General features: G+C 66.2%; 21 protein-coding genes and 1 tRNA gene. 9 read left to right on the top strand and 13 right to left on the bottom strand.

Annotation, left to right across the window (positions count from 1 at the left end; translation table 11 throughout):
- Window positions 1–6: 6 nt before the first annotated feature.
- Together A5658_RS05365 and A5658_RS05360 are read right to left on the bottom strand one after the other, a co-directional pair.
- The gene (locus tag A5658_RS05365; RefSeq protein ID WP_067331991.1) at window positions 7–1,332 is read right to left on the bottom strand and encodes an adenylate/guanylate cyclase domain-containing protein; all 1,326 of its coding nucleotides are present in this window, start codon (window positions 1,330–1,332) and stop codon (window positions 7–9) included.
- 47 nt (window positions 1,333–1,379) lie between these two features.
- Window positions 1,380–1,453 (bottom strand) — tRNA-Leu (locus tag A5658_RS05360).
- A 90-nt stretch (window positions 1,454–1,543) separates the two neighbouring features.
- On the opposite strand from A5658_RS05360, the gene A5658_RS05355 reads away from it, so the two are divergent.
- On the top strand, window positions 1,544–2,164 hold the full coding sequence (locus A5658_RS05355) for an ANTAR domain-containing response regulator (protein ID WP_067331989.1): 621 nt from the start codon (window positions 1,544–1,546) through the stop codon (window positions 2,162–2,164).
- 2 nt (window positions 2,165–2,166) lie between these two features.
- Here the strand turns inward: A5658_RS05355 and A5658_RS05350 are convergent, their stop codons facing one another.
- The 3 genes from A5658_RS05350 to A5658_RS05340 are packed head-to-tail and all read right to left on the bottom strand — an operon-like array spanning window position 2,167 to window position 4,213.
- A complete protein-coding gene (locus A5658_RS05350) occupies window positions 2,167–2,565 on the bottom strand; it encodes a VOC family protein (RefSeq protein WP_067331987.1) in 399 nt (132 codons plus the stop codon).
- A 2-nt stretch (window positions 2,566–2,567) separates the two neighbouring features.
- Window positions 2,568–3,770 carry a lipid-transfer protein gene (locus A5658_RS05345; RefSeq protein WP_067331984.1) on the bottom strand — a complete coding sequence of 401 codons (1,203 nt, stop codon included), beginning with the start codon at window positions 3,768–3,770 and terminating at the stop codon, window positions 2,568–2,570.
- A complete protein-coding gene (locus A5658_RS05340) occupies window positions 3,767–4,213 on the bottom strand; it encodes a Zn-ribbon domain-containing OB-fold protein (RefSeq protein WP_067331981.1) in 447 nt (148 codons plus the stop codon). Before A5658_RS05340 ends, A5658_RS05345 begins: the two co-directional genes overlap by 4 nt.
- A 175-nt stretch (window positions 4,214–4,388) precedes the next feature.
- Here A5658_RS05340 and polA point away from each other — a divergent pair, with 175 nt between their 5' ends.
- The 3 genes from polA to coaE all read left to right on the top strand — a co-directional run bounded on the left by polA (window position 4,389) and on the right by coaE (window position 9,973).
- Complete coding sequence (gene polA, locus A5658_RS05335) at window positions 4,389–7,052, top strand: DNA polymerase I (protein ID WP_156751272.1); 2,664 nt, start codon at window positions 4,389–4,391, stop codon at window positions 7,050–7,052.
- 185 nt (window positions 7,053–7,237) lie between these two features.
- The gene (rpsA, locus tag A5658_RS05330; RefSeq protein WP_067331979.1) at window positions 7,238–8,677 is read left to right on the top strand and encodes a 30S ribosomal protein S1; all 1,440 of its coding nucleotides are present in this window, start codon (window positions 7,238–7,240) and stop codon (window positions 8,675–8,677) included.
- 78 nt (window positions 8,678–8,755) lie between these two features.
- A complete protein-coding gene (gene coaE / locus A5658_RS05325) occupies window positions 8,756–9,973 on the top strand; it encodes a dephospho-CoA kinase (protein ID WP_067331976.1) in 1,218 nt (405 codons plus the stop codon).
- On the opposite strand, the gene A5658_RS05320 is transcribed toward coaE, so the two are convergent.
- Together A5658_RS05320 and A5658_RS05315 are read right to left on the bottom strand one after the other, a co-directional pair.
- On the bottom strand, window positions 9,957–10,370 hold the full coding sequence (locus tag A5658_RS05320; protein WP_067331973.1) for a hypothetical protein: 414 nt from the start codon (window positions 10,368–10,370) through the stop codon (window positions 9,957–9,959). The two genes, coaE and A5658_RS05320, sit on opposite strands and share 17 nt — an antisense overlap.
- A 17-nt stretch (window positions 10,371–10,387) precedes the next feature.
- A complete protein-coding gene (locus A5658_RS05315; protein ID WP_067331970.1) occupies window positions 10,388–10,843 on the bottom strand; it encodes a DNA polymerase ligase N-terminal domain-containing protein in 456 nt (151 codons plus the stop codon).
- A gap of 109 nt (window positions 10,844–10,952) precedes the next feature.
- Here A5658_RS05315 and A5658_RS05310 point away from each other — a divergent pair, with 109 nt between their 5' ends.
- Window positions 10,953–11,525 (top strand): hypothetical protein, encoded by a 573-nt coding sequence (locus A5658_RS05310; protein WP_067331968.1) that lies wholly within the window; start codon window positions 10,953–10,955, stop codon window positions 11,523–11,525.
- Here the strand turns inward: A5658_RS05310 and A5658_RS05305 are convergent.
- Entirely contained in the window at window positions 11,522–11,959 is a 438-nt protein-coding gene (locus A5658_RS05305) for a DUF402 domain-containing protein (protein WP_197503059.1), read from the bottom strand. The two genes, A5658_RS05310 and A5658_RS05305, sit on opposite strands and share 4 nt — an antisense overlap.
- A gap of 75 nt (window positions 11,960–12,034) precedes the next feature.
- Complete coding sequence (locus tag A5658_RS05300) at window positions 12,035–14,599, bottom strand: ATP-binding cassette domain-containing protein (protein ID WP_082992967.1); 2,565 nt, start codon at window positions 14,597–14,599, stop codon at window positions 12,035–12,037.
- Window positions 14,600–14,873: 274 nt separating this feature from the next.
- Here A5658_RS05300 and A5658_RS05295 point away from each other — a divergent pair, with 274 nt between their 5' ends.
- Window positions 14,874–16,892, top strand: a complete 2,019-nt coding sequence (locus tag A5658_RS05295) for a serine/threonine-protein kinase (RefSeq protein ID WP_067331964.1) — start codon at window positions 14,874–14,876, stop codon at window positions 16,890–16,892.
- Between the two features lie 14 nt (window positions 16,893–16,906).
- Here A5658_RS05295 and A5658_RS05290 read toward each other — a convergent pair whose 3' ends face one another.
- A complete protein-coding gene (locus A5658_RS05290) occupies window positions 16,907–17,923 on the bottom strand; it encodes a cytochrome P450 (RefSeq protein WP_067331962.1) in 1,017 nt (338 codons plus the stop codon).
- Here A5658_RS05290 and uvrB point away from each other — a divergent pair.
- Both uvrB and A5658_RS05280 read left to right on the top strand, forming a co-directional pair.
- Window positions 17,922–20,081, top strand: coding sequence for an excinuclease ABC subunit UvrB (uvrB, locus tag A5658_RS05285; protein WP_067331960.1), 2,160 nt, complete (start codon window positions 17,922–17,924; stop codon window positions 20,079–20,081). The two genes, A5658_RS05290 and uvrB, sit on opposite strands and share 2 nt — an antisense overlap.
- Window positions 20,078–21,472: an MFS transporter gene (locus tag A5658_RS05280; RefSeq protein WP_067331957.1), complete on the top strand. Its 1,395-nt coding sequence runs from the start codon at window positions 20,078–20,080 to the stop codon at window positions 21,470–21,472. The genes uvrB and A5658_RS05280 overlap by 4 nt, the downstream gene beginning before the upstream one ends.
- Window positions 21,473–21,492: 20 nt before the next feature.
- Here A5658_RS05280 and A5658_RS05275 read toward each other — a convergent pair whose 3' ends face one another.
- Window positions 21,493–23,055, bottom strand: a complete 1,563-nt coding sequence (locus A5658_RS05275) for a glycosyltransferase family 39 protein (RefSeq protein ID WP_067331955.1) — start codon at window positions 23,053–23,055, stop codon at window positions 21,493–21,495.
- A gap of 312 nt (window positions 23,056–23,367) precedes the next feature.
- Here A5658_RS05275 and A5658_RS05270 point away from each other — a divergent pair, with 312 nt between their 5' ends.
- On the top strand, window positions 23,368–23,808 hold the full coding sequence (locus A5658_RS05270; protein WP_067331953.1) for a universal stress protein: 441 nt from the start codon (window positions 23,368–23,370) through the stop codon (window positions 23,806–23,808).
- A gap of 6 nt (window positions 23,809–23,814) precedes the next feature.
- On the opposite strand, the gene A5658_RS05265 is transcribed toward A5658_RS05270, so the two are convergent.
- Together A5658_RS05265 and A5658_RS05260 are read right to left on the bottom strand one after the other, a co-directional pair.
- Complete coding sequence (locus tag A5658_RS05265; protein WP_067331951.1) at window positions 23,815–25,320, bottom strand: Hsp70 family protein; 1,506 nt, start codon at window positions 25,318–25,320, stop codon at window positions 23,815–23,817.
- A gap of 149 nt (window positions 25,321–25,469) precedes the next feature.
- The gene (locus A5658_RS05260; protein WP_067331948.1) at window positions 25,470–26,147 is read right to left on the bottom strand and encodes an MBL fold metallo-hydrolase; all 678 of its coding nucleotides are present in this window, start codon (window positions 26,145–26,147) and stop codon (window positions 25,470–25,472) included.
- Between the last annotated feature and the right edge of the window lie 10 nt (window positions 26,148–26,157).

The following is a 26,157-nucleotide window of genomic DNA, read 5'->3' as shown; positions in this document are numbered from 1 at the left end:
GAGTCGTCAGACCCCAGCCGTTTGCGGCGCCTTGGTGAAGACGTCACCGGAACCAGCGTCGGGCCTGCGCCCGATCAGATACCAGGTGCGCATGCACCCCTTCCCCTTGATCGCGATGTCGCCGCGCTCTTGCAGCACAAAATCGTCTTTCAGCCGTCGATAAACATCCTCGGGCACCTGAATCCGGCCGACCGAGTCGGTGGATTCCATCCGGGACGCGACGTTGACCGCGTCGCCCCACACGTCGTAGAAGAATCGGCGCGACCCGACGACGCCGGCGACGACGGGCCCGCACGCCAAACCGATTCGCAGGGGCAGTGGATTGCCGTGCGAATCCTTCAGGACCCGTGCGACTTCGGCCATGTCGAGAGCGAAAGCCGCCAGCGCCTCGACATGGTCGGCCCGGGGATGCGGGACTCCGCTGACCACCATGTAGGAGTCGCCGCTGACTTTGATCTTCTCGAGACCGTGCTTGTCGACCAGGGCGTCGAAATCGCCATAAAGCTTGTCCAGGAACAGGATTAGTTGATCCGGTGGCATGTCGCTGGCCCGCTCTGTGAAGCCGGCGATGTCGGCGAACAGCACCGAGGCTTCCTCGTATTTATCGGCAATGATGTTGCGCCCCGGGTCTTTTAGACGTTCGGCGACGCTGATCGGCAGGATGTTCGCCAGCAGCGCTTCGGAGCGTTCGTACTCCACTTCCATCGCCGCTTCCGCCCGCACGATTTCCCGCACGGCGTACCAGACGGTCGTCACCACCATGACGCACGCCGAGATGGTCGTGATGATGAAGCTCAGCGACAGCGCCCACACTGGTTGGGCTCCGGTGTCCCGGGGGACCAGGAACTGGAGCGTGATCACCATGATCGCGGCGATCGCGGCCAGAATCGACGCGAGGAAAATGCGGTCGACGCCGAGTTGCAGCACGATCAGGCAGGCTGCGACCAAGAAGTAGAACTGCAACCCCGAGCCGGTGCCGACGAACCAGCAGATCGCGAAGATCGATAGGTACGCGGTGCAGATGAAGGTCAACGGCGGGATCAGCTCGCCGAAGCGATGCAACATCGGCACCGAGGCGTAGATCGCGGCGCCGACGATGTTGATTACTCCCGTCCACCACAACGTGGGCGTCGAGAAGACCTGGATGAAGCCGAAACCGGCGCTGATGAAGACCGCCATCGCCGCGGTGAGGTTCAGTATTCGCCGACGCCGTTCAATACGCTCGGCGTAAACCTGGCTGCGGGCGCGCGGTTGCTCGCGCACTGCTGCTACACAATCCGGTGTTCGCCGCGAACCTGCTGGTTGTTGGGCGGCGCACCGCTTAGCCACCACAGCAAAAGCCTAACGGGTGGAGCGAACCCTGTGGGGAAGGTTTGCGGTGCCCTCGGTGAGATTCGAACTCACACTGGACGGGTTTTGAATCCGTTTCCTCTGCCAGTTGGGATACGAGGGCCTGCGAACTTCGGCCTCCCACCATAGAGGATGGGCCGCTGCGAGCCGACTCACAGCCCCGCAGTCGAGGTTTCCAGCGGTTCACGAGAGAATGTCCGGCATGACCGACGACGACACTCGCACCGCGCACCGGGTCCTGATCGCCGAAGATGAGGCGCTGATCCGGCTCGACTTGTCCGAGATGCTGCGCGAAGAGGGTTACGAGATCGTCGGAGAGGCCGGTGACGGCCAGGAAGCCGTCGAGCTGGCCGAACAGTTGAAGCCCGATCTGGTGATCATGGACGTCAAGATGCCCCGCCGCGACGGCATCGACGCCGCATCGGAGATCGCCGGCAAGCGCATTGCGCCGATCGTCGTGCTGACCGCATTCAGCCAGCGCGACCTGGTGGAGAAGGCTCGTGACGCCGGCGCGATGGCGTACCTGGTGAAGCCGTTCACAATTTCCGACCTGATCCCGGCAATTGAGGTGGCGCTCAGTCGATTCAGCGAAATTCGGGCGTTGGAACGCGAAGTCGAGACGCTGTCCGACCGGCTGGAGACCCGCAAGCTCGTCGAGCGCGCCAAGGGTCTGCTACAGGCCAACCAGGGCATGACCGAGCCCGAGGCGTTCAAGTGGATTCAGCGGGCCGCCATGGACCGGCGCACCACGATGAAGCATGTCGCCGAGGTCGTCCTGGAAACCCTCGACGTGGCCAAGGATGCCAAGAGCTGACCTCAGTCCCGGTCGTGGTGGCAGACCGCCTCGAGCATGATGCCGAACGGATCCAGCCAGAACGTCGCGAAATACGGCGGCGGGTACTGCGGGAACGTCTGCGGCTCGTGGACGACGACGCCGCCGAGCTTGTCCACCCAGTCGTGTACGTCGCGGACAGCCGACCGCGTCTTCACCATGAAGGCCAGGTGCTGCAGTCCCGCCCGATGGCGCGAATACTCGCCCGATTCGATTGCCGGGTACACGAAGACATACGTTCCCGGTTTCCCGCCGACCGGTCGAAACGCAATCTGATCGTCAGCTTCCACGAACAATTCGAATCCGACGAGCGGCATCAGCTCGCCGTAGTACCGCTTGGCCGCGGCAAGGTCAGGCACGTTGATACCGAGGTGCCCCAGCATGGCTAGCGCGCGACGATCACCGAGGAGCCGTGGCCGAACAGGCCCTGATTGGCGGTGACGCCCACTTTGGCGTTCTCCACCTGTCGGCCGGTCGCCTGACCGCGCAGCTGCCAGGTCAACTCGCAGACCTGCGCGATCGCCTGGGCAGGGATCGCCTCGCCGAAGCAGGCCAACCCGCCAGACGGGTTGACCGGCACCTTGCCGCCGATCGCGGTGGCGCCGCTGCGCAGCAGCGCCTCGGCCTCACCCTTGGGGCACAGGCCCAAGTGCTCGTACCAGTCGAGTTCCAGTGCAGTCGACAGGTCGTAGACCTCGGCCAGGCTCACGTCTTCGGGTCCGATTCCGGCTTCGGCGTAGGCGGCATCGAGGATCTGGTCTTTGAACACCCGCTCCGGTGCGGGCGCGACCGCCGTGGAATCCGTTGCGATGTCGGGTAATTCGGGAAGATGCTGCGGATACTGTGGCGTCACCGTGCTCACCGCGCGCACCGACGGCACACCGTCGAGGGAGCCGAGGTGATTGCGGGTGAAGTCGGCGCTGGCCACGATCAGCGCGGCCGCGCCGTCGGAGGTGGCACAGATGTCGAGCTGCCGCAGCGGGTCGCTGACGACCGGGCTGGCCAGCACGTCCTCGACGGCGGATTCCTTGCGGTACCGGGCATTTGGGTTCTGCAGGCCGTGCCGGGAGTTCTTCACCTTGACCTGAGCGAAGTCCTCGGACGTCGCACCGTAGAGATCCATCCGGCGTCGCGCGAGGAACGCGAAGTACACCGGGTTCATCGCGCCGATCAGGTGGAAACGCTGCCAGTCCGGGTCGTTCTTGCGCTCCCCGCCGACCGGGGCAAACGCTCCTTTGGGGGTGGTGTCGGCGCCGATGACCAGCGCGACGTCGCAGAACCCGGCCAGAATGTGGGCGCGGGCGCTCTGCAGGGCCTGCGAACCGCTGGCGCACGCGGCGTAGCTGGAGCTGACCGGCACGCCGTTCCAGCCGAGCTTCTGCGCGAAGGTCGACCCGGCGATGAATCCCGGGTAGCCGTTGCGGATGGTGTCGGCACCGGCGACGAGCTGGATCTGCCGCCAATCCAGTCCGGCCTCGGCCAGCGCGGCCCGCGCGGCAACGACGCCGTATTCGGTGAAGTCGCGGCCCCACTTGCCCCACGGGTGCATGCCGGCGCCGAGGATGTACAGCGGTTCGGGAGTGCTCATGACGACGCAACTTTCCACGCGTGGACGAGGCGTTCGACGCCATCGTCGTCGGTGTACAGGGTCATGGTGGCCAGTTCCATCTCCATGCCGACTTTCAGGTCGGCGGCCAGCGTGCCCTCGACGACCTTGCCCAGGACGATGATGCCTTCGGCGGCCAGTTCCACCGCGGCGATTGCGAACGGCTCGAACGGATCCGGCGCGGGGTAGGGCTTTGGCGGCGGATACCGGTTCTCGGTGTAGCTCCACAGCTTTCCGCGACGCGACAACGCGACGGCCTCTAGTACGTCGCTGTCGCAGGCCGGGTTGGGGCAGTTGTTCTCCCGCGGCGGGAACACGTACGTCCCGCACTTCGGGCACTTACTGCCGATCAGATGGGGCTTCTCGGCGTCATCGGTGGAAAACCACCCATCGATCGCCGGTTCTGGGCTGGTGACCTCGGGCACCGGGCCAGCCTACCCAGGGTGGCCGCAAAACTGAAACGTGTTGCAGTTCGAGGCGAGCGGACGTCGCCGCTACTCGGCGTCGGACCCAGTGCCTAGAGTTGAGGCCGTGAGCCCAGCGAGGACCGCGACCAAGAAGACCGAAGCCGCCAAGGCCGCCGACGACAAGCCGACGTTGATGCTGCTGGACGGCAATTCGCTGGCCTACCGGGCCTTCTACGCGCTGCCCGCAGAGAACTTCAAGACCCAGGGCGGGTTGACCACTAACGCCGTCTACGGATTCACCGCGATGCTGATCAACCTGCTGCGCGACGAGGCGCCCACCCACGTGGCCGCGGCATTCGACGTCTCGCGGCAGACGTTCCGCTCCGACCGCTACCCGGAGTACAAGGCGAACCGCTCGACCACGCCGGACGAGTTTCGTGGACAGATCGACATCACCAAGGAAGTCCTTGCCGCCCTTGGCATTACGACGCTGGCCGAGCCGGGTTTCGAAGCCGACGACATCATCGCCACGCTGACCACGCAGGCCGGAAAGGAGGGCTACCGGGTGCTGGTCGTCACCGGCGACCGCGACTCGCTGCAGCTGGTCACCGACGACGTCACCGTGCTGTACCCCCGCAAGGGCGTCAGCGAGCTGACCCGGTTCACCCCCGAGGCCGTGCTCGAGAAATACGGCCTGACGCCCGCGCAATACCCCGACTTCGCCGCGCTGCGCGGCGACCCGAGCGACAATCTGCCCGGCATCCCCGGTGTCGGCGAGAAGACCGCGACCAAGTGGATCGCCGAATACGGGTCCCTGCAAGCGCTGGTGGACAACGTCGACTCGGTGCGCGGGAAGGTGGGCGACGCGCTGCGGGCGAACCTGTCCAGCGTGGTGCTCAACCGCGAGCTCACCGACCTGGTCCGCGACGTGCCGCTGGCCCAGACACCCGACACGCTGCGGATGCAACCGTGGGACCGCGACCAGATCCACACCCTGTTCGACCAGCTGGAGTTCCGCGTGCTGCGCGACCGGCTGTTCGAGACGCTGGCCGCCGTCGAACCCGAGGTCGACGAGGGTTTCGATGTTCGTGGGGGAGCCCTGGAGCCCGGCGAGGTCGCGCAATGGCTGGCCGACCACGTCTCCGACGGCCGGCGCGCCGGGCTAGCCGTGGTGGGCACGCATCTGCCCTACGACGGCGATGCGACCGCGCTGGCCATCGCCGCCGCCGACGGTGAGGGCGGATTCATCGACACCACGACGCTGACCGCCGAGGACGATAAGGCGCTGGCGGCCTGGCTCGCCGACGCTGAGCGGCCGAAGGCGCTGCACGAGGCCAAGCTGGCGATCCACGACCTGGCGGGCCGCGGCTGGACGTTGAACGGGGTCACCTCCGACACTGCGCTGGCCGCCTACCTGGTCCGCCCCGGCCAGCGCAGCTTCACCCTCGACGATCTGTCGCTGCGCTATCTTCGCCGCGAGCTGCGCGCGGAAACGTCTGAGCAGCAACAACTTTCGCTCCTGGATGACACCGACGGCGTCGACGAGCAGGCCGTGCAGACCGCGGTGCTGCGCGCCCGTGCCGTCGTCGACCTCGCCGACGCGCTGGACGTCGAGCTGGACCGCATCGACTCGACGAAACTGCTGGCCGAGATGGAACTGCCGGTGCAGCGAGTGCTGGCGGCCATGGAAGCGGTCGGTATCGCCGTCGACCTCGACCAATTGAGCTCGCTGCAAAGCCAATTCGGCGACCAGATCCGTGACGCCGCCGAAGCCGCTTACGCCGTGATCGGCAAACAGATCAACCTCGGCTCGCCAAAACAGTTGCAGGTGGTGCTGTTCGACGAGTTGGAGATGCCGAAGACCAAGCGGACCAAGACCGGGTACACCACAGACGCGGATGCGTTGCAGACGTTGTTCGACAAGACCGGACACCCATTTTTGCAGCATCTGCTGGCGCACCGCGACGTCACCCGGCTCAAGGTGACCGTCGACGGCCTCTTGAATTCCGTTGCGGGCGATGGCCGTATCCACACCACGTTCAACCAGACCATCGCGGCGACCGGACGGCTGTCGTCCACCGAGCCCAACCTGCAGAACATCCCGATCCGGACCGACGCCGGGCGACAGATCCGCGACGCCTTTGTCGTAGGGCGCGGGCACACCGAGCTGATGACCGCCGACTACAGCCAGATCGAGATGCGGATCATGGCGCACCTGTCCCGCGACGAAGGCCTGATCGAAGCCTTCAACACCGGGGAAGACCTGCACTCGTTTGTCGCGTCGCGGGCCTTCGGCGTGCCGATCGAGGAAGTGACCGGCGAACTGCGGCGCCGGGTCAAGGCGATGTCCTACGGTCTGGCCTACGGTCTGAGCGCCTACGGGTTGTCCGCCCAGCTCAAGATCTCCACCGAAGAGGCCAAGGACCAGATGGAGCAGTACTTCTCCCGGTTCGGCGGAGTGCGCGACTACCTGCACAACGTCGTCGAGCAGGCCCGCAAAGACGGCTACACCTCGACGGTGTTCGGCCGGCGGCGCTATCTGCCTGAGCTGGACAGCAGCAACCGGCAGGTCCGCGAGTCCGCCGAGCGGGCGGCGCTCAACGCGCCGATTCAGGGCAGCGCGGCCGACATCATCAAGGTGGCGATGATCGAGGTCGACAAGGCGCTCACCGATGCCGGGCTGACGTCGCGAATGCTGCTGCAGGTCCACGACGAGCTTCTATTCGAGGTCGCCGAGGGTGAACGCGAGCAGCTCGAGGCGCTGGTGCGGGATCAAATGGGCGGCGCATACCCGCTTGACGTGCCGTTGGAGGTCTCGGTGGGCTATGGGCCGAGTTGGGATACCGCCGCCCACTAGCGTCCGGATGCCGAACCGTCACCAGACCCCGGCGGGCCGAGTTTGGCCAGCGTAGGCCTAGTCGAGTAACCTCGACAGGTAGTCCGGCGGCATTTCAGAGCGTGCAGCGCGATGGGGAGCCGGGCGATCGAATTGAAACCAGCACTGTCCCTACGACCTCAACCTGTCCGGAGCAACCCAACAATATGCCGAGTCCCACCGTCACCTCGCCGCAAGTAGCCGTCAACGACATTGGCTCGAGCGAGGATTTTCTCGCCGCCATCGATAAAACAATCAAGTACTTCAACGATGGCGACATCGTCGAAGGGACCATCGTCAAGGTCGACCGGGACGAGGTTCTCCTCGACATCGGTTACAAGACCGAAGGTGTCATCCCCTCCCGCGAACTGTCCATCAAGCACGATGTCGACCCCAATGAGGTCGTTTCCGTAGGCGATGAAGTCGAAGCCCTGGTCCTCACCAAAGAGGACAAAGAAGGCCGTCTGATCCTGTCCAAGAAGCGCGCCCAGTACGAGCGCGCCTGGGGCACCATCGAGGCCCTCAAGGAGAAGGACGAGGCCGTCAAGGGCACCGTCATCGAGGTCGTCAAGGGTGGCCTGATCCTCGACATCGGCCTGCGCGGCTTCCTGCCCGCCTCGCTGGTCGAAATGCGTCGCGTGCGCGATCTGCAGCCGTACATCGGCAAGGAGATCGAGGCCAAGATCATCGAGCTGGACAAGAACCGCAACAATGTGGTGCTGTCCCGTCGCGCGTGGCTGGAGCAGACCCAGTCCGAGGTGCGCAGCGAGTTCCTCAACCAGCTGCAGAAGGGCGCCATCCGCAAGGGTGTGGTGTCCTCCATCGTCAACTTCGGCGCGTTCGTCGACCTCGGCGGTGTCGACGGTCTGGTGCACGTGTCCGAGCTGTCCTGGAAGCACATCGACCACCCGTCGGAGGTTGTCCAGGTCGGCGACGAAGTCACCGTCGAGGTGCTCGACGTGGACATGGACCGCGAGCGGGTTTCGTTGTCGCTCAAGGCAACTCAGGAAGACCCGTGGCGGCACTTCGCCCGCACCCATGCCATCGGCCAGATCGTGCCCGGCAAGGTCACCAAGCTGGTGCCCTTCGGTGCGTTCGTCCGCGTCGAAGAGGGCATCGAAGGTCTGGTGCACATCTCCGAGCTGGCTGAACGCCACGTCGAGGTGCCGGACCAGGTGGTCGCCGTCGGCGACGACGCGATGGTCAAGGTCATCGACATCGACCTCGAGCGTCGCCGGATCTCGCTGAGCCTCAAGCAGGCCAACGAGGACTACACCGAGGAATTCGACCCCGCCAAGTACGGCATGGCCGACAGCTACGACGACCAGGGCAACTACATCTTCCCCGAGGGTTTCGACGCCGACACCAACGAATGGCTCGACGGTTTCGACACCCAGCGCACCGAGTGGGAGGCCCGCTACGCCGAGGCCGAGCGGCGGCACAAGATGCACACCGCGCAGATGGAGAAGTTCGCCGCTGCCGAGGCCGAAGAGGCCGCCCGTCCGCAGTCCAGCAGCTCGTCGAGCGACGACGCGCCCACCGGTGGCTCGTTGGCCAGCGACGCGCAGCTCGCCGCCCTGCGGGAGAAGCTGGCAGGCAGCGCCTAACCAGTAAGACCCTCGCGAACGCCCCGGCTCAACCGAGTCGGGGCGTTCGTCATTGCGAGGCCCTGACAGACTGGTGCGGTGCTGCGCATTGGCCTGTCCGGCGGTATCGGCGCCGGAAAGTCGACGGTGTCCTCGACGTTCAGCGATCTCGGCGGAATCGTCGTCGACGGCGACGTGATATCCCGTGAGGTCGTCGAGCCGGGCACCGAGGGCCTGGCCAAGCTCGTCGAGGCGTTCGGCGAGCAGATCCTGTCCGACGACGGCTCGCTCAATCGGCCCGCGCTGGCCGCGATCGCGTTCAGTGACGAGGAGAAGCGTCAGACGCTCAACGGCATCGTGCATCCGCTGGTCGCGAAGCGCCGGTCGGAGCTGATCGCCGAGGCCGGCGAGGATGCGGTGATCGTCGAGGACATCCCGCTGCTGGTGGAATCCGGTATGGCGCCGATGTTCCCGTTGGTGATCATCGTGAACGCCGACGAGGATCTACGGGTCAAGCGGCTGATCGAATATCGCGGCTTCAGCGAAGAGGACGCCCGGGCGCGGATCGCGGCCCAGGCCACCGAGGAACAGCGTCGCGCAGTCGCCGACGTGTGGCTTGACAACACCGGCAGCGCAGACGAATTGGTCGAGCAGGCGCGGGCACTGTGGCACCAGCGGATCCTGCCGTTCGAGCAGAACCTCGACGCCGGCAGGCCGGCCCGCTCTCGGCCCGTCCTGGTGCCATACGACCCGTCCTGGCCGGATCAGGCCCGGCGCATCGCGGCTCGGCTCAACACGGCCTGTGGGCACCGTGCTGTCCGCATCGACCACGTCGGGTCGACGGCGGTGCCAGGGCTCGCCGCCAAGGACGTCATCGACATGCAGGTGACGGTCGCCTCGCTCGCCGACGCGGACGCGCTAGCCGAAGCGTTGACCAGCGCGGGATACGTGCGAATGCCGATCACCGCCGATCTGGGCAAGCCGGATGGTCGCAGCACCGTTGCCGAGTTCGACCACACCGACGATGAATCCTTGTGGCACAAGCGACTTCACTGCTCGGCCGATCCCGGTCGGCCAACGAACGTCCACCTCCGCGTCGACGGTTGGCCCGACCAGCAGTTCGCGTTGCTGTTCGTCGACTGGCTCGCCGCCAATTCCGATGTCCGGGAACAATATTCGGCCGTCAAGCGCGACGCGGAGCACGCTGCCGATGTCGCGGGCTATGCCGCTGCCAAAGAACCGTGGTTCGACAATGCGTACCGCGAGGCGTGGGGGTGGGCGGACTCCTCCGGTTGGCGCGCTAGGGAGCCGGGTTAGGAAGCGGGGCGCCGCAGGGCAGCACGCCGTTCATCGGATCGGTGCTGCCCGGAGCGGGGTGGACGACCTGGTCGACCTGGACGAAAACCTTGTCGTCGACGTCGATTTCGCAATGCACATTCGCCGCGTAGGGCCACTTGACCGCTACCTCCATGCCGGCGTGATGCGGGTCGGGTAGAACCGCGTTGGCCTGGAAAGAGCTGCCCGGCACCGCACCCAGCTGCGCCATGTTGGTCTGGTTGTCGGCCGTGATGAAGGTGGCGGTGCTACCGGGAGCCACGCCGTCGACTCGCGCGATGTAGGTGATGTTGTGCAAGTCGGCGTGCGCGGTCGCGGGAAGCAGTTGCGCGCCAGCAACCACTACGGCGATCGCCACGCATCTGTGCATAGTGCCCATGACCGCACAGATTACCGCTAGCCGTTGACGTGGTTCACCGGCTCGGCAACGTCATCGCGGCGTTTGACCAGCAACCACGTCTCGTCTTCACCCTCGCGGACCCGGGTCAACGCATAGCCGCCGTGCAATTTCTCGCCGTCCAGCAGGAACGACAAATGACCTCGGCCCAGGCAGGTCGTCATCTCGTGGTCGGTCTTGTTGGCGTATGTGCCGCAGTCCCAGACGAATACGTCCTCACCGGCGCCGTCGACCTTCGTGGCGATGTCTTCCAGGGGATGGTCTTCCGTCCGTCGTGCCATCCGCCGGTTCTGCGGGTTGACGGTCGGCCCACGGGGGATGGCCCACGAGACCAGGACGCCGTCGATCTCGAGACGGAAGTCGTAATAGTCGTCGCTCTGCTCGCGGTGCTGGATGACGAAAAATGGTCCTCGCTTGCTTGATCGCCGATGAGGCCGGTGATTGCTCAAAGCCATCCGTGCTCCATACCCGCCAGACCATGCCCGGGAAACTGACGATGCTCTGTGAGCGCGTTTGCACAGATGACAGGCGGGATATTCGACGCGGGTAGGGAAGGAGGCTGTGATGACCATTTGGGCATGGATTCTGATCGCGGCCATCGTCGTCGTCGCGATACCCGCTGTGGTCGTCGCCGGCGGCATACTGCGCAACCGCGGAAGGACGCAGCGGCTCAAACAGCACTACGGCCCTGAGTACCAGCGGCTGGTATCCAAGAGTGGCAGCGAGAAGGCCGCCAACCGTGAACTGACCGCGCGGGAACGACGACACGACAAGCTCGACCTTGTCCCGCTGTCGGCGGCCGCGATTGCGAATTTCACCACCGGGTGGCAGGAGGTACAGGCCAGCTTCGTCGACAACCCGGCAAGTGCGGTAGACGCCGCCGATCGGCTGGTGACCGAGGTGATGCGCGAACGTGGTTATCCCGTCGATGATTTCGACCGCAGGGCGGCCGACATCTCCGTGGACTACCCCGAGATCGTCGAGAGCTACCGCGCCGCGCACAGCGTCACCACCTCGCAGCGTGATGCTGTCAGCACAGACCACCAGCGCGACGCGTTCATGCACTACCGGACGCTGTTCGAGACGCTGCTCGAGAACGCGAAGGCCGACACCAGGTCGCAGGAGGCGAGCGCCTAGTCTCGCCAATCGAGCTGCATGCCTTCGCCGGCCAGCCAGGTGTTGAGGTCATAGTGGTTGCGGGCCAAGCCTTCCACGGCGTGTGTTGCTCGCCGGACGGCCAATTCGCCGACCTCGGGCGCCAACAGACCGTGCCGGACCGCGTCGAATAGTTCGTCCACGTCGGCGAGCTCGACGCCGGTGTGCGTGCGCACCTCCAGGTCGAGGTAGTGGTCTTCCGACGTCCACTGGTGCGGGCCCGGCGTGTACTCGCCGACGTCAAGATAGAAGTCGTGGTCGCGTTCGTGGCCGGGGTTGTAGTGAAAAACGGTGGCGCGCAACCCCAGCGACGGAAGCAGCCACGATTCGAGGAAATGGAACTGGGCCCGGCCGGGCGTCGGGCGGGCCAGATAGAGGCCCCACGGCCGCACGACGAACTCGTCGACGGCCCGCACGATCCCCTTGGGGTCGGTGTTGGTCCGGGCGCGCAGGTCGAACGTCTCGTGCTTGGGCGGATGCATCGCGTGGCCCTAGCGCCGCAGCCGGATTTTCCAGCGGACGAAGGAGGCGTAAAACAGCGTCAGCCCGGCGAGCATGCCCATGTCGAGCAACCAGAAGTGACGGGTGTGCTGCCAGAACTGATCCTGCGGCAGCAGGGTCGGCGGCACCAGGTGCCTCAGGTCGACCGTCGACGCCGCGGCCGCATAACCCCAGCGGGCCGGCATCAACCACGACAGCTGGTCGAGCCCCAGCCGACCGGTCACCGGGACCATGCCGCCGCACAGCACCAACTGCGCCATCACCGCGACCACGAACAGCGGCATGATCTGCTCGCTGGATCGGACCAATGACGAGATGGCCAGGCCCAGGACGGCCGAGGCGACGCACGCCGCCGCGACGGTGAGAAACAGCTCCCCGGTGGCGGCGGCCGTCGAATGACCCAGCAGCACTGCCCCTTGGCTCGGCGCACCCTTGCCGCCCACCACGATCGCGGTGACGATGGCCGCCTGCAGCACCGCGAACCCGCAGAACACCAGCGTCTTGGCCAGCAGATACGCCGTCGTGGACAGTCCGACCGCCTGCTCACGCTGGAATATGGCGCGTTCGCCCACCAGGTCGCGAATCGTCAGCGCCACGCCCATGAACGCCGCCGCCGGCAGAAGCAGCGCCAGGATCTGCGCGGACTCGTCGGGCGTGCCATGCGGTCCGGCGGGACGAAAGCCCGTGTTGCCCGGCACGGTCAGCGACAGAGCGCCGAGGATGAACGGCAGCAGCGCCAGGAACACGAAATACGCCCGATCGGCGACCACGAGCCGAACCTGGCGCCGGGCGATCGTCGAGATCTGTCGGGCGATGCTGGTGTGCACCGGCTCGCCCAGATCGGCCGGCTCGCCCGTCTTCGACGGCTGCTGTGGCTGTTCGCGTTCGCGGAAGCGGCGGTTGGCCTCGTCCGGATCGGCGCCGACCTGGCTGAAGATCTTGGCCCAGTTCGTCGTGCCCATCACCTCGCCGATGCCGTCCGGCGGCCCGCAGTAGGCGGTCTTGCCGCCCGGCGCGACCAGCAGCACTTGGTCGCACACGTCGAGGTAGGACAGCGAGTGCGTGACGACCAGCACCACGCGACCCGCGTCGGCCAATTGCCGCAGCATGGTCATGACCTGAAGGTCCAGCGCCGGGTCCAGACCCGAGGTGGGCTCGTCGAGCATCAACAGCGACGGTCCGGTGAGCAGCTCGAGGGCCACCGAGGCGCGTTTGCGCTGCCCTCCGGACAGCTTGTCGACCCGCGTGTGGGCGTGCTTGGTCAGGTCGAGCTCGTCGAGTACCTGCGCGACGATCTTGGTCCGGTCGGCCTTGCTGGTGTCGGGAGGTAGGCGCAGTTCGGCGGCGTAGCTCAACGCCTGGTTCACGGTCAGCTGGCGGTGCACGACGTCGTCCTGCGGAACCATGCCGATCCTGCTGCGCAGCGACGCGTACTCGGCGTGAATGTCGTGGCCCTCGAACGTGACCGAGCCGGAGCTTGGTGTGGTGTACCCGGCGATCAGCCGGGCCAGAGTGCTCTTTCCGGCTCCGGATCCGCCGATCACGGCGGTCAACGTGCCGGGGCGCGCGGTCAGCGAGATGTCGCTGAGCAGCTGTTTGCCGTTCTCGACCAGGTATTGGACGTTGCGGACTTCCAGGCCGCCGGTGCTGGTGGCGGCCTCGGTCTCGCTGCGACGGACCAGCAGGCCGCCGCTGACCACCAGGTCGATGTTGCCGACGGTGACGACGTCACCTTCGCGCAGGATCGCCGAGCCGACCCGGGTCCCGTTGACGAAGGTGCCGTTGACGCTGGTGTCACGGATCTCGGTGCCCAGCGGGGTCAGAGTCAGCGTTGCGTGATACCGCGAGGCCAGCACGTCGGGGACCACGATGTCGTTGTCGGATGCGCGACCGATCGTGACCGCCCCGGCGGGCTTGGCCGCCGGGGTCGCTCTCGGAGCGAGGCGTTTGACGAAGCGGGTCGCGAAGTTGGCCCCGTGTGGAGCCCGCGCGTCGAGTGTGGTGACTTCGGTGGGCGGGACGGCGTGCTGCACGGGTGCGGAACGCGCGTTGACGACCGTGGCCTGATCGGGCGGTGTTGCGGCCCGCCGCCCGCCCTGCACGGTCGTCGGATGCTCCGACGGCGGCAGAGGAGGGGCCGACGGGGGTCGCGTTGCCGACGGCATCGGACGGGGCGGGGTCGACCACGTCATCGTCTGCTGCGGGCGCTCAGGTGCGCCCGGCTCGGGCGTGCCGCCTCGGCCGCGGCGCCTTCCGATCTCGAACGTCAGCTTTGGGCCGCCCGCGTTACCGACGTTGATGCTTTGCCCGTCGTGGATGTCGACCACCGGTCGCCGGTAGCCGTTGACAAAAGTGCCGTTCACCGAACCGTTGTCGATGGCCACCCAGGTGCCGTGTTCGAAACGAAGGATCAGATGAGCGCGAGATATCCGCGGGTCGGCAATCCGGACGTCAGCCCTTAGGTCACGACCGATGATTACATCGTGACCAGGCAGAAAGGTGCTCTCGGACCCGTTATGCCAGATCGTCAGAACGGGTGGGGCTGGTCGGCTCACCACACCAGTATCGACTCTGCGACGGAGTGGTTTCCATGGGACGCACTGTGATTCAGCTATGTGTTGTGCAGGGTTCGATTCACAGTTGTTTCATAAGTGGCACAACAGGACAGCACCACATTTGGCGGCATGATCGGCAACGGTGCGCGAATTCTGCGCACTCGGCAGCGTCCACGGGGGATGTTGAAAAGGCTGGGCCCACATAGAGATTTCGCGGGTCAGCGGGAATGTGGTGAAGCACACGCCAATCGAGCGATGACAGGGGGAAACGGCGATGGATGAGGCGACCAGGGCTACCGAGCGCTGGGACGCCCAGTCACGGCCACCGGCGACGCCTCCAGAGCCGCCGCGCTCGCGCAGTCTGCTGCAGCGTGGCTATGCGTCACTTCCGGACCTGAGTATCACCCGGCTACTCACCCGTGTGCCGTTGATCGGATCGCGGCCGCAACGCGAACCGGTGAACGTCCACTCCGGCAGCGCGTTGGCTGCGCCGACGTCATTCGCCGGCTACACGATCCTGCGGCCATTGGGGTCCGGCGGGATGGCCGACGTCTACCTCGCCAAGCACCCGCGTCTGCCGCGTCGCGATGCGCTCAAGGTGCTGAGCGAGGGCACGACCGCCGATGACGAGTTCCGCGAACGCTTCAACCGCGAAGCCGATTTGGCTGCGACGCTGTGGCATCCACACATCGTCGCGGTGCACGACCGCGGCGAGTTCGACGGCCACCTGTGGATCGCAATGGATTACGTCGAGGGCACCGACGCCGCCCGTCTGATGCGGGAGCGATTCCGAGGCGGGATGCCCGAGGCGGACGTCTGCGCGATTGTCACCGCGGTCGCGGGGGCGCTGGACTACGCCCACGCCCGAGGCCTGCTGCACCGCGACGTCAAGCCCGCCAACATCCTGCTCACCCATCCCGACGAGGACGATCGTCGAATCTTGTTGGCGGACTTCGGAGTTGCCCGTCAACTCGCCGACATCAGCGGAATCACCGAGACCAACGTCGCGGTCGGCACCGTCGCCTACGCGGCTCCCGAGCAGCTGGTCGGGTCGAACATCGACGGCCGCGCCGACCAATACGCGTTGGCCGCCTCGGCATTCCACCTGCTCACCGGCGTGCCGCCGTTCCAGAGCTCCAACCCCGTCGCGGTGATCGGTCAGCACCTGCACGCGGCGCCGCCACGGCTCAGCGACTATCGGCCCGACCTGGCCGGCCTCGACGAGGTGTTCTGCAGGGCCCTGGCCAAGGAGCCCGCGGACCGATTCGAGCGGTGCCGCCAGTTCGCCGCGGCGTTCAGCGAGCAGGTTTCCGGCTGCATCGACAAGGACCGGCCGCGATCGTCGCTCCGGCGCACCCGGGTCATGCCGCGTCGGCGAAGGGTGTCGCTGAAAACCGGCCTCGCGGTGGCGGCGGTACTCGGGTTGCTCTCGCTGTCGGTGACGTGGGCGATCTCGTTCTTCTCCTGGGACGACGCCCCGCAAACCAACCCGGGCGCACCGCCGAAGGTGAGCAAGACGTCGTCGTCGGGATCGGCGCTCACGGCACCACCGCTGAACGGCAGCTACCGTCTCGATTACGACCGCGCAAAGCAGACTTCGAACGGTGTCATCCGCACCAACGGCGGCGCCACCAGCTGGTGGGCCTTTTCGTCGGCGTGCACCGCGACGGGGTGCGCGGCCACCGGAACCAAACTGGACGACACCAGCCACACGATGGCCAAGACCGCCAGCAGCGGCAGCGTCGGAGTCCTGCATTTCGTCGACGGCCGCTGGCAGAGCGAGCCCCGCCGGATTCAGGTGCAGTGTCGGACGTCGCGTGGCGGGCCGATGTCCTCGCAGTCGGAGACCGTGGTGTGGACGTTGACCCCGGAACCTGACGGCACGCTGCGCGGAGTGCAAACCCAGACCGTAGGGAGCAACGAGTGCGGATCGCAAGGAGCGATGCTGCGGATCCCGCTGGTCGCGTCACGGCTCGGCGACACCCCGCCGGATGTCACGATCGCCGACCCCGCGCGGGCCGCCAACAACACCGCGGCGGCGGTCGGCGCTTCGACGCCGACGGTTCTGGGGGGATCGTGCACCGACATCGACAAGGTCGCCTTCGACTCGACGGCCAATCAGCAGGTCGTCTGTGAAGGCAACACCTGGGACAAGGCTCCGGCGACCAACGGCGTGCATCCGGTGGGGACCTCGTGCACTGACACCCCGGTGTTCACCATGTCGAAGTCCGAGGACGGACACCTCATCGAATGCGACCCCGGAACCCGGGTGTGGAGCAGCCAGCACGGCTGACCGATTGTCAGCGGCTACGACGCTCGCGGCGCCAGCGGCAGCTGCGGTAGCCACAAAGCGGTCTGGGTCGCTGGGAACTCGGTGACCGGTCGGAAATCGGGAACCAGCCCGATCTCCTCGGCCCGCTCGACCCACTCCTCGACCAACACGCGTAACGCCTGCCGGACGATGTGGCCACCCCGGCAGCGCATCGACCCCGCACCCAAACTCCAATGCCGGTGCGCCCTAACACCAATCACAAGATCGTCCGTCGACATGGCGTCGCTGCCATCGCGTTGCACTGCGCCGATACACAGCATCACCACCACGCCGACCGGCAGCTCCACCTCACCGACGGTCGTGGGCCGGGTCGTGAAACGTTGACAAATCGGAACCATCGGCTCCAGCCGCAGAACCTCTTCGACGAAGCCGCGGATCAGCTCAGGCTGACGGCGAAGCGTGCCGCACACTTCGGGGCGGCGGGCCAACTCGAATATGTGCCAGCCGGCGTGTTTGGACAGGTTGCGGCACGCCTCCAAAAAAACATGCCCGGACTGCCCATTCAGGTGCTCGACAGGCAACAGCTGCAGACGCGACACGATGTCGAAGATGGCATTCGCCATCGGTGTGGTCACGTCGGCCACCGCGTCACCGCCACCAGCGGCGACGAAACGATGGATCAGTGCGGCGACGGTCGGACGAAACTCCGCTGCGATGTCATGAGCGGCTTTGGGTGCGAATAGCTGTCGGTGAGCCTCGAGATGGCGCTCGGGGAGCGCACGGGTGCCTTCCATCCTCGCGTCGTCGAGATTCGCCAACACCTCTTCGCGTCCGACGACAAAGACCCAGTTTGCAAACGCCGAGTTTCCCGCTGAATGGCGCAGGACGGGGCCGGCCTGTCGCGCCAGGCGCCAACCCGCGCCGCGGTCCGTGCTCAGCGTGGTTCCCGCCTCGTCGGGGAAGACCGGACACTCGGCAAGCTTCACGGCCTCATCCTCCTGCATCATCGCCGCGCGCCGCATGTCGGTGGTGCGTTCTACCCTGGTGAACATGGCGTTTGCTACCGAACATCCAGTGGTCGCGCACTCTGAGTACCGCCCGGTCGAGGAGATGGTGCGGGCCGGCGGCCGTTTCGAGGTCGTCAGCCAATACGCGCCCGCCGGCGACCAACCCGCAGCCATCGACGAGCTACAGCGCCGCATCGAAGCGGGGGAGCGCGACGTCGTGTTGCTGGGGGCCACCGGTACCGGTAAGTCGGCCACCACCGCATGGCTCATCGAGCGACTGCAGCGGCCGACGCTGGTGATGGCGCCGAACAAGACGCTGGCCGCTCAGTTGGCTAATGAATTACGAGAGATGTTGCCGTACAACGCTGTTGAATACTTCGTCTCGTACTACGACTACTACCAGCCCGAGGCGTACATCGCGCAGACCGACACCTACATCGAGAAGGACAGCTCGATCAACGACGACGTCGAGCGGCTGCGGCACTCCGCGACGTCGTCGCTGCTGTCGCGCCGTGACGTGGTGGTTGTCGCGTCGGTGTCCTGCATCTACGGGCTGGGCACGCCGCAGTCCTACCTGGACCGGTCGGTGGAACTGAAGGTCGGCACCGAGGTGCCGCGCGACGGGCTGCTGCGGCTACTGGTCGACGTGCAGTACACCCGCAACGACATGTCGTTCACTCGCGGGTCATTCCGAGTGCGCGGCGACACCGTCGAGATCATCCCGTCGTACGAGGAACTCGCGGTGCGCATCGAGTACTTCGGCGACGAGATCGAGGCGCTGTACTACCTGCACCCGCTCACGGGCGACGTTGTGCGCCAAGTCGATTCGCTGCGCATCTTTCCAGCGACTCACTACGTGGCGGGCCCGGAGCGGATGGCGCAGGCGATCTCGACCATCGAGCAGGAACTCGAGGAGCGGCTGGCCGAGCTCGAGGGCCAGGGCAAGCTGTTGGAGGCGCAACGGCTGCGGATGCGGACCAACTACGACGTCGAGATGATGCGTCAGGTCGGGTTCTGCTCGGGCATCGAGAACTATTCGCGGCACATCGACGCCCGCGGACCGGGCTCGCCACCCGCGACGCTGCTGGACTACTTCCCCGAAGACTTCCTGATGGTGATCGACGAGTCACACGTGACGGTGCCGCAGATCGGCGGCATGTACGAGGGCGACATGTCCCGCAAGCGGAACCTGGTCGAATACGGCTTCCGGCTGCCGTCGGCGTGTGACAACCGGCCGTTGACGTGGGAGGAGTTCGCCGACCGGATCGGGCAGACGGTGTACCTCTCGGCAACACCGGGCCCCTATGAGCTGAGTCAGGCCGGCGGGGAGTTCGTCGAGCAGGTGATTCGCCCCACCGGCCTGGTCGACCCGAAGGTCGTGGTCAAACCGACCAAGGGGCAGATCGACGACCTGATCGGCGAGATCCGCAAGCGCGCCGAGGCCGACCAGCGGGTCCTGGTGACGACGTTGACCAAGAAGATGGCCGAGGACCTCACCGATTACCTGCTGGAATTGGGTATCCGGGTGCGTTACCTGCACTCCGAGGTCGACACGCTGCGGCGTGTCGAGCTGCTGCGCCAATTGCGGCTGGGTGACTACGACGTGCTCATCGGCATCAACCTGCTCCGCGAGGGCCTCGACCTGCCCGAGGTGTCGCTGGTCGCGATCCTCGACGCCGACAAGGAGGGATTCCTGCGCTCGTCGCGCAGCCTGATCCAGACCATCGGCCGCGCGGCCCGCAACGTCTCCGGCGAGGTCCACATGTACGCCGACTCGATTACCGATTCGATGAAAGAGGCGATCGACGAGACCGAACGACGCCGCGCCAAGCAGGTTGCCTATAACGAGGCGAACGGCATCGACCCGCAGCCGCTGCGCAAGAAGATCGCCGACATCCTCGACCAGGTGTACCGCGAGGCCGACGACACGGCGGGCGTCGAGGTCGGCGGGTCGGGCCGCAATGCCTCGCGGGGCCGGCGCGCGCAGGGTGAGCCGGGCCGGGCGGTCAGCGCCGGGGTCATCGAGGGGCGTGACACCTCGAACATGCCGCGGGCCGAGCTGGCCGACCTGATCAAGGACCTCACCGAGCAGATGATGACCGCGGCTCGTGACCTGCAGTTCGAGCTGGCCGCTCGATTCCGCGACGAGATCGCTGATCTGAAGAAAGAGCTGCGCGGGATGGACGCCGCCGGTCTCAAGTGAGCGGGACAGACGACAGCTGGCGCTCTCTGCTAGGGCCAAAGCACCTGGGCACCGCGACCCTGCTGGCCGGCGGCGTGGCGTTGTATGCGACGAACGAGTTCTTGACGGTCAGCCTGTTGCCCAGCGCGATCGCCGAGATCGGCGGCGAGCGCCTCTTCGCCTGGGTGACCACGCTGTATCTGGTGGGGTCGGTGGTCGCGGCCGCGGCGGTCAACGCGATGCTGCTGCGGGTCGGGGCGCGATGGTCATTTTTGTTGGGGCTGATAGCGTTTGGGCTCGGCAGCGTGGTGTGCGCGGTAGCTCCGAGTATGGCTGTGATGCTGGCGGGCCGGACCCTGCAGGGTGCGGCCGGAGGATTGCTGGCCGGTCTGGGCTATGCCCTGATCACGACAACCCTGCCGCGAGCGCTGTGGACGCGGGCCTCGGCGTTGGTGTCGGCGATGTGGGGGGTCGCGACGGTGGTGGGCCCGGCGACCGGCGGCCTGTTCGCCCAGTTCGGGTTGTGGCGCTGGGCGTTTGGCGCCATGGCGATCTTTTCGGTTGCGATGGCGGTGCTGGTCCCGGTGGTGTTACCGGCCGGCCATGGCGACCCGGATCGCACCGGAGCGGTCTTGGGGGTGCCGGTGTGGTCGGTGTTGCTGTTGAGCTCGGCGGCGTTGACCGTCAGCATCGCCCAGGTTCCGACCAGCATCGCGCTGACCGCGGTCTTGCTCGTCGTCAGCGCGCTGCTGATCGTCGGTTTCGTGTTCGTGGACCGTCGTATGGCAGTAAAAGTGTTGCCCCCGAGCATGTTTGGCCCCGGCCCGTTGAAGTGGATTTACGTGGCCCTGGCGGTGCTGATGGTCTCGGCGATGATCGACATGTATGTGCCGCTGTTCGGTCAGCGGTTGGCCCACCTGGTGCCCGTGACTGCCGGATTTCTGGGGGCCGCGCTTGCGATCGGGTGGGCGGTAAGCGAACTGGTCAGCGCGTCGTTGACGAGCGGCAAAGCCGTCAACCGGGTGGTGGTCGCCGCGCCGCTGGTCATTGGGGTTGGTCTGATGCTGGCCGCGGTCACCCAGGTCGGCGACGCGCCATTCGGCCTGGTATTCACGTGGGCGGTGGCGTTGACGATCACCGGTGCCGGTATCGGCGCGGGCTGGCCGCATCTGTCGGCGTGGGCGATGCAGTGCGTCGACGAGAAGGAAGGGGCCGCGGCGGGGGCGGCGATCAACACCATCGAGGTGATCGCCGGGGCCTTCGGCGCCGGGCTGGCCGGAGTGGTGGTCAACAGTGCGGAAGGCAATGTGGTGATCGCCGCCCGGGCATTGTTCGCGGTATTCGCCGCGATCGGCCTGTCGGGCGCGCTTGCCTCTCGTCGCGCCGCCCGCAATGTGGCGCTGCCGCAATGACTTTCGAGCGGACGAAGTGACTAACGTGTCGACTTGATGACCTGAGTCCGGTGAAACTGCCACCGCTCGACGATGTGGAAACCCACGTTCTTGGGCACCAGGTAGGCGGGCGCGCGGACAAACTCTCGTCCGGCCGGCAGCGAATTCCCGGCTTGATGATTCGGCAGCTTCGTGTCGTGCGTGGTGATCGTCCATAACGTCGTGCACTTGTAGAGTCGACCGACGATCAGCCACACCGCGACGTGCCCGTCCCACAACGTCTCGCGCTTGGGAGCCGGGACGCCTCGCCCGATGTCCACCAAAGGCTGGAATGCGGCCGGCCGGGCCGCCAGCAGTGCCCGCACGGGCCCGGGCAGCCAGCCGACCGTGTTGTCGACCAGCAGGCAGTCGCCGGGTGCGGCCCGGGCGGTAATGAGATCGGCGACGTCGCTGTAGTCCCAGCCCTCCTTGGCGTACCGCTGCCGTTGCGACAGAAGGTAATTCGGGAAGGCCGCCACAGTGAACGCGACCAGCGCCAGCGCGATCCAGCGCGGCTGACGCGCGACCGCCACGATCGCGACGGCGATCACGATCGCCATCGCCGGCATGGTGAAGAACAGATACCGTGGGTAGTAGAACGGATCACTGAGCGCCGAATAGATCAGGCTGATCGCGGTCGGCAGCGCCATCCAGACCGCGCAGATGATCAGTATCCGGCGGGTATCGTCGGCGGCGGGCCGTCGCCCCGCGAGTCGAATCGTCAGCGCTGCAACGAAAACGAGCGCCGTCATGATCGCGAATGGGACGCTGTTGTCGAAATACTGGTGCAGCACGACGTCGAGAATTGTGTGCCAAGTCAACGAATGGATCCAGGCCACCTGGAAGCTCTGGCTGTGGGCGAACAGCATCAGCGGTGTCAGCGCGGCGACTGCCACCACCGAGGTGATCGCCCACCAGCACACGACAGATCGTTGCCGCCGCAGCAACGGTGTGACGACGGCGTATACCGGCACCAGCAACACCAGATAGACGTTCAACAAAACCGCGACCATCAGCGCAAGCGAGTAGAGCACCCACAGCCACCCTTTGTGGCGGCGTATCGCGGTGATCAACAGAACGGTCAGCCACACGGCCGCGACCGCTTGCAGCGCATACGAACGTGCTTCGACGGCCGCCCAGGTCACGCGCGGCAGGATCGCGAAGACGATGCCCGCGTAGATCGCGGTGCTCCGCGGCAGGAATTGCCTGGCCAGCACCACCACACCCGCGGCCGCCAGGCCGACCGCCAGACAGCTGGGCACACGAGACCAGAATTCGGTCGGCGGAAACAGGCAGAACCAGCCGTGCATCAGCAGGTAGAACAAGCCGTGCACGGCGTCGATGTGGCCCACCAGCTTCCACAGTTCGGGCACCGAACGGCTGAACGAGGCGGAAATCGTCGCGCTCTCGTCGAACCACAACGACGGTCGACCGGCAGCCACGCTGCCGAGCAGCGTGGCCAGCAACCCGGCCGCAAGGGGATCCAGCAGCCTGCCCGGGCTCCGCGGGGGCGTAACCGGTGCGAGGACCGCCTTGGCGGGTTCCTCGACTGTCGTGACAACCATGATGTGTGTCACTGTAGGGCCACCGTGGTGAACCTGCTTACCCGTACTGCCTGCTCACGGACCACTTTTCCCGGCGAATCCGATATCGACGGTTGGAACGGTCAACTGGATGTCTAGCGAAAGATGCTGTCCGACAAGGTTTTTCTCGCTCGTGCATCGCGATCGTGAATGAGACCAAAGTCTCAGAATGCGCGCGCCCCAGTGGTAGCCGATAATTCCGAACCAAATCGGCGTGTTTCGAATTCGACCATCTCTCTGCGGCAAACCGTTAGTGTCTGTGGTTGGCGTAGCAACCAACACCTGGGAGGGTAAATGAGCGCCTATCGGACCGTGGTGGTAGGAACCGACGGATCGGATTCGTCGCTGCGCGCGGTGGAGAAGGCAGGAAGCATCGCCGGGGCGGACGCGAAGCTGATCGTGGCTACTGCGTATCTGCCTCAGAATGAGGACGCACGCGCCGCCGACGCCCTGAAGGACGAAAGCTACAAGGTGTCGGGCAGCGCCCCGATCTACGCGATCCTGCGCGAGGCCAAAGAGCGTGCCATCGCCGGGGGAGCCAAAACCGTCGAGGAACGCTCGATCGTCGGCGCTCCGGTCGACGCGCTGGTCGGCCTTGCCGAGGAGGTCGGCGCCGACCTTCTGGTGGTCGGAAACGTGGGTTTGAGCACCATTGCCGGCCGACTACTGGGCTCGGTACCCGCCAACGTCTCGCGGCGGGCCAAGGTCGACGTTTTGATCGTCCACACCTCGTAGGGGCGGTTACACCCCGGCGAGCGCGCGACGCTCCAACCGAAACGTGCGGCTGACCCGTTCCGGGCGCGTGGTGAGCGTGACCTCGACGGCTCCGCCGTCGGTGATCACGTAGCGCTCTTCGACGTCTGGGCCGTCGTCGCGGCGAAGGACTGTGCGTTGCGGCAGATCCCGGTCGTCGTCGAGGGCCGGGTCGAACGGGAAGAACACCGGGTCGTAGGGGGTCACGTCGCCGTCGGGGCGACCGTCACGCAGTCGGCTGCATTCCACGAAGCGAAAGTGCCCGATGTTGTGGGCCGCGCGATAGGTCCGGGTGACGACGATCGGTGGCTGGCCCGTGGCCGGCACCTCGGCGCCCTTCGGCACGATCGGGTCGAAGTACACGTCCTCGCCCGCGCGGGCTTCCCGGAAGACGCCGAAGTGCCGCGAAAGGCGTTCAGAGAGAACGAATCCGGCCTCTTTGTCGAGGAACGCCGCCAGGCCGATCGCCGTCGCCGCGAACGGGTGCAGCGAGCGCTTGACCCGTTTCTCGTCGAACGCCGCGCGCAATGCGCGTGCAACCAGGGGGAAGCTGCCGGCCCCGCCGACCACGTAAATGCCCGCGATGTCGGACCAGTCGACGTCGGCGCCCGTCCGGTCGTACAGCACCAGGGGTAGCGCACCAATTGTCTTATCCACCAAGGGAGCACAGGCCGCATACACTTCATCGATCGGGCAAGTGAACGGCTCTTTGCCCAACGCCGCGAGGTCGACCAGGAATCGTCGGGTGTTGGGTCCGACGGATTCCTTGCGCGCCGTGCATTCCTCCAGCAGCTGCTCGCTGGCGTGGGCGGGCAGTGCCGCGCGGGTGCGAACGAGCTCGAGGATGGCCTCGTCGAAGTCGTCTCCGCCGAGGCGCTGGATGCCTTCGCTGCACACGACCTCGTTGAGCCGTCCCGTCATCTTCAGCAGCGACGCATCGAACGTGCCGCCGCCGAGGTCGTAGATCAGCACATACTCGCGCTTGGCGGTGATCGTCGAGCGGTACCGGTGGGCGTACTCGAAGCCGGCCGCCGACGGCTCGTTGAGCAGCGCGACTACCTCGAAGCCGGCCTGGGCGAACGCGTCCATGGTCAGGAAGCGCTGCGAACTGGACGCGTTGGCCGGCACGCTGATCGCGGCCTCGACCCGGTCACCGGGGGACAATTCGGCGTTGGAGCGGTGCAGCAGGTCGCTTTTCAGCTGCGCCAGGAACCCGGCGAATACGTCGGCCAGCCGGTGGCGGCGCCCCGCGAGCTCGACGGTGGTCGCGGGCCCGGCGTCGTTGAGCAGCCGCTTGAAGGAGCGCAGCACCGACCAGTCGGGCTCGCGGCGCACCGCGGCGGCGTCAAGACCGTAGCGCAGCTCCCCGGCCGGGTTGGCGGCGATGAGCGACGGCCACGTGTCGACGCCGTCGAACGACACCACGGGATAGTTGCCGCGATCGACGACCGCGACGACGGTGTGTGTTGTGCCGAAGTCGATCCCCACCCGCATCCGCTAAGCGTAGGCGCTGCACCGTGTTTCGCGGCGCAATTTACCCACCGCTTACCAGCCGCGTTCGCGCACTGCGTTTGTTGGAGGTCGCTCCCGCGGCTTACCAGCCGCGTTCGCGCACTGCGTTTGTTGGAGGTCGCTCCCGCGGCTTACCAGCCGCGTTCGCGCCACTCGGCGAGATGCGGCCGCTCGGCGCCGAGCGTGGTGTCATCGCCGTGGCCCGGATACACCACCGTGTCGTCGCCGAACCGATCGAACACCCGGGTGGCGACGTCGTCGATCAGCTGGTCGAAATCGCCGGGCTGCCACGTCTTGCCGACCCCGCCGGGAAACAGGCAGTCGCCGGTGAACAGCTGCGTGACGCCACCGGTCGCCGGACCGTCGAGCGCCAGCGCGACCGATCCCGGCGTGTGCCCACGCAGATGGATGACGTCGAAGGTCAACTCGCCGATCTCGATGGTGTCGCCGCCGGCCAGCAGCCGGTCCGGTGTGACCGGCAGCGGTTCGGCGTCGATCTCATGGGCGGCGGTCGGCGCACCCGTCGCGGTGGCGACGGCTTCCAACGCCTGCCAATGGTCGAAATGCTGGTGGCTGGTGACGATCAACGACACCTTAGGGGCGTGGGCGCGGATCAGGCCGACGAGGTTGTCGGCGTCGTTGGCGGCGTCGATCAGTAGCGTCTCGCCGGTTGCGGAACACGTGACCAGGTACGCGTTGTTGTCCATGGGGCCGACCGAGGTCTTCACGATGCTCGCGCCCGGCAATACTCGGCGGGCGGCGCTGCCCGGTTCGACGTGGCCGGTGTAGTTGTCGTCCAGGACGGTCATACCAGTCACG

The organism is Mycobacterium sp. 1245111.1 (genome assembly GCF_001673405.1).
Taxonomy (GTDB): Bacteria; Actinomycetota; Actinomycetes; order Mycobacteriales; family Mycobacteriaceae; genus Mycobacterium.
Note: the sequence above shows the minus strand (reverse complement) of the source record. Positions and strands in the feature narration are given on the sequence as shown.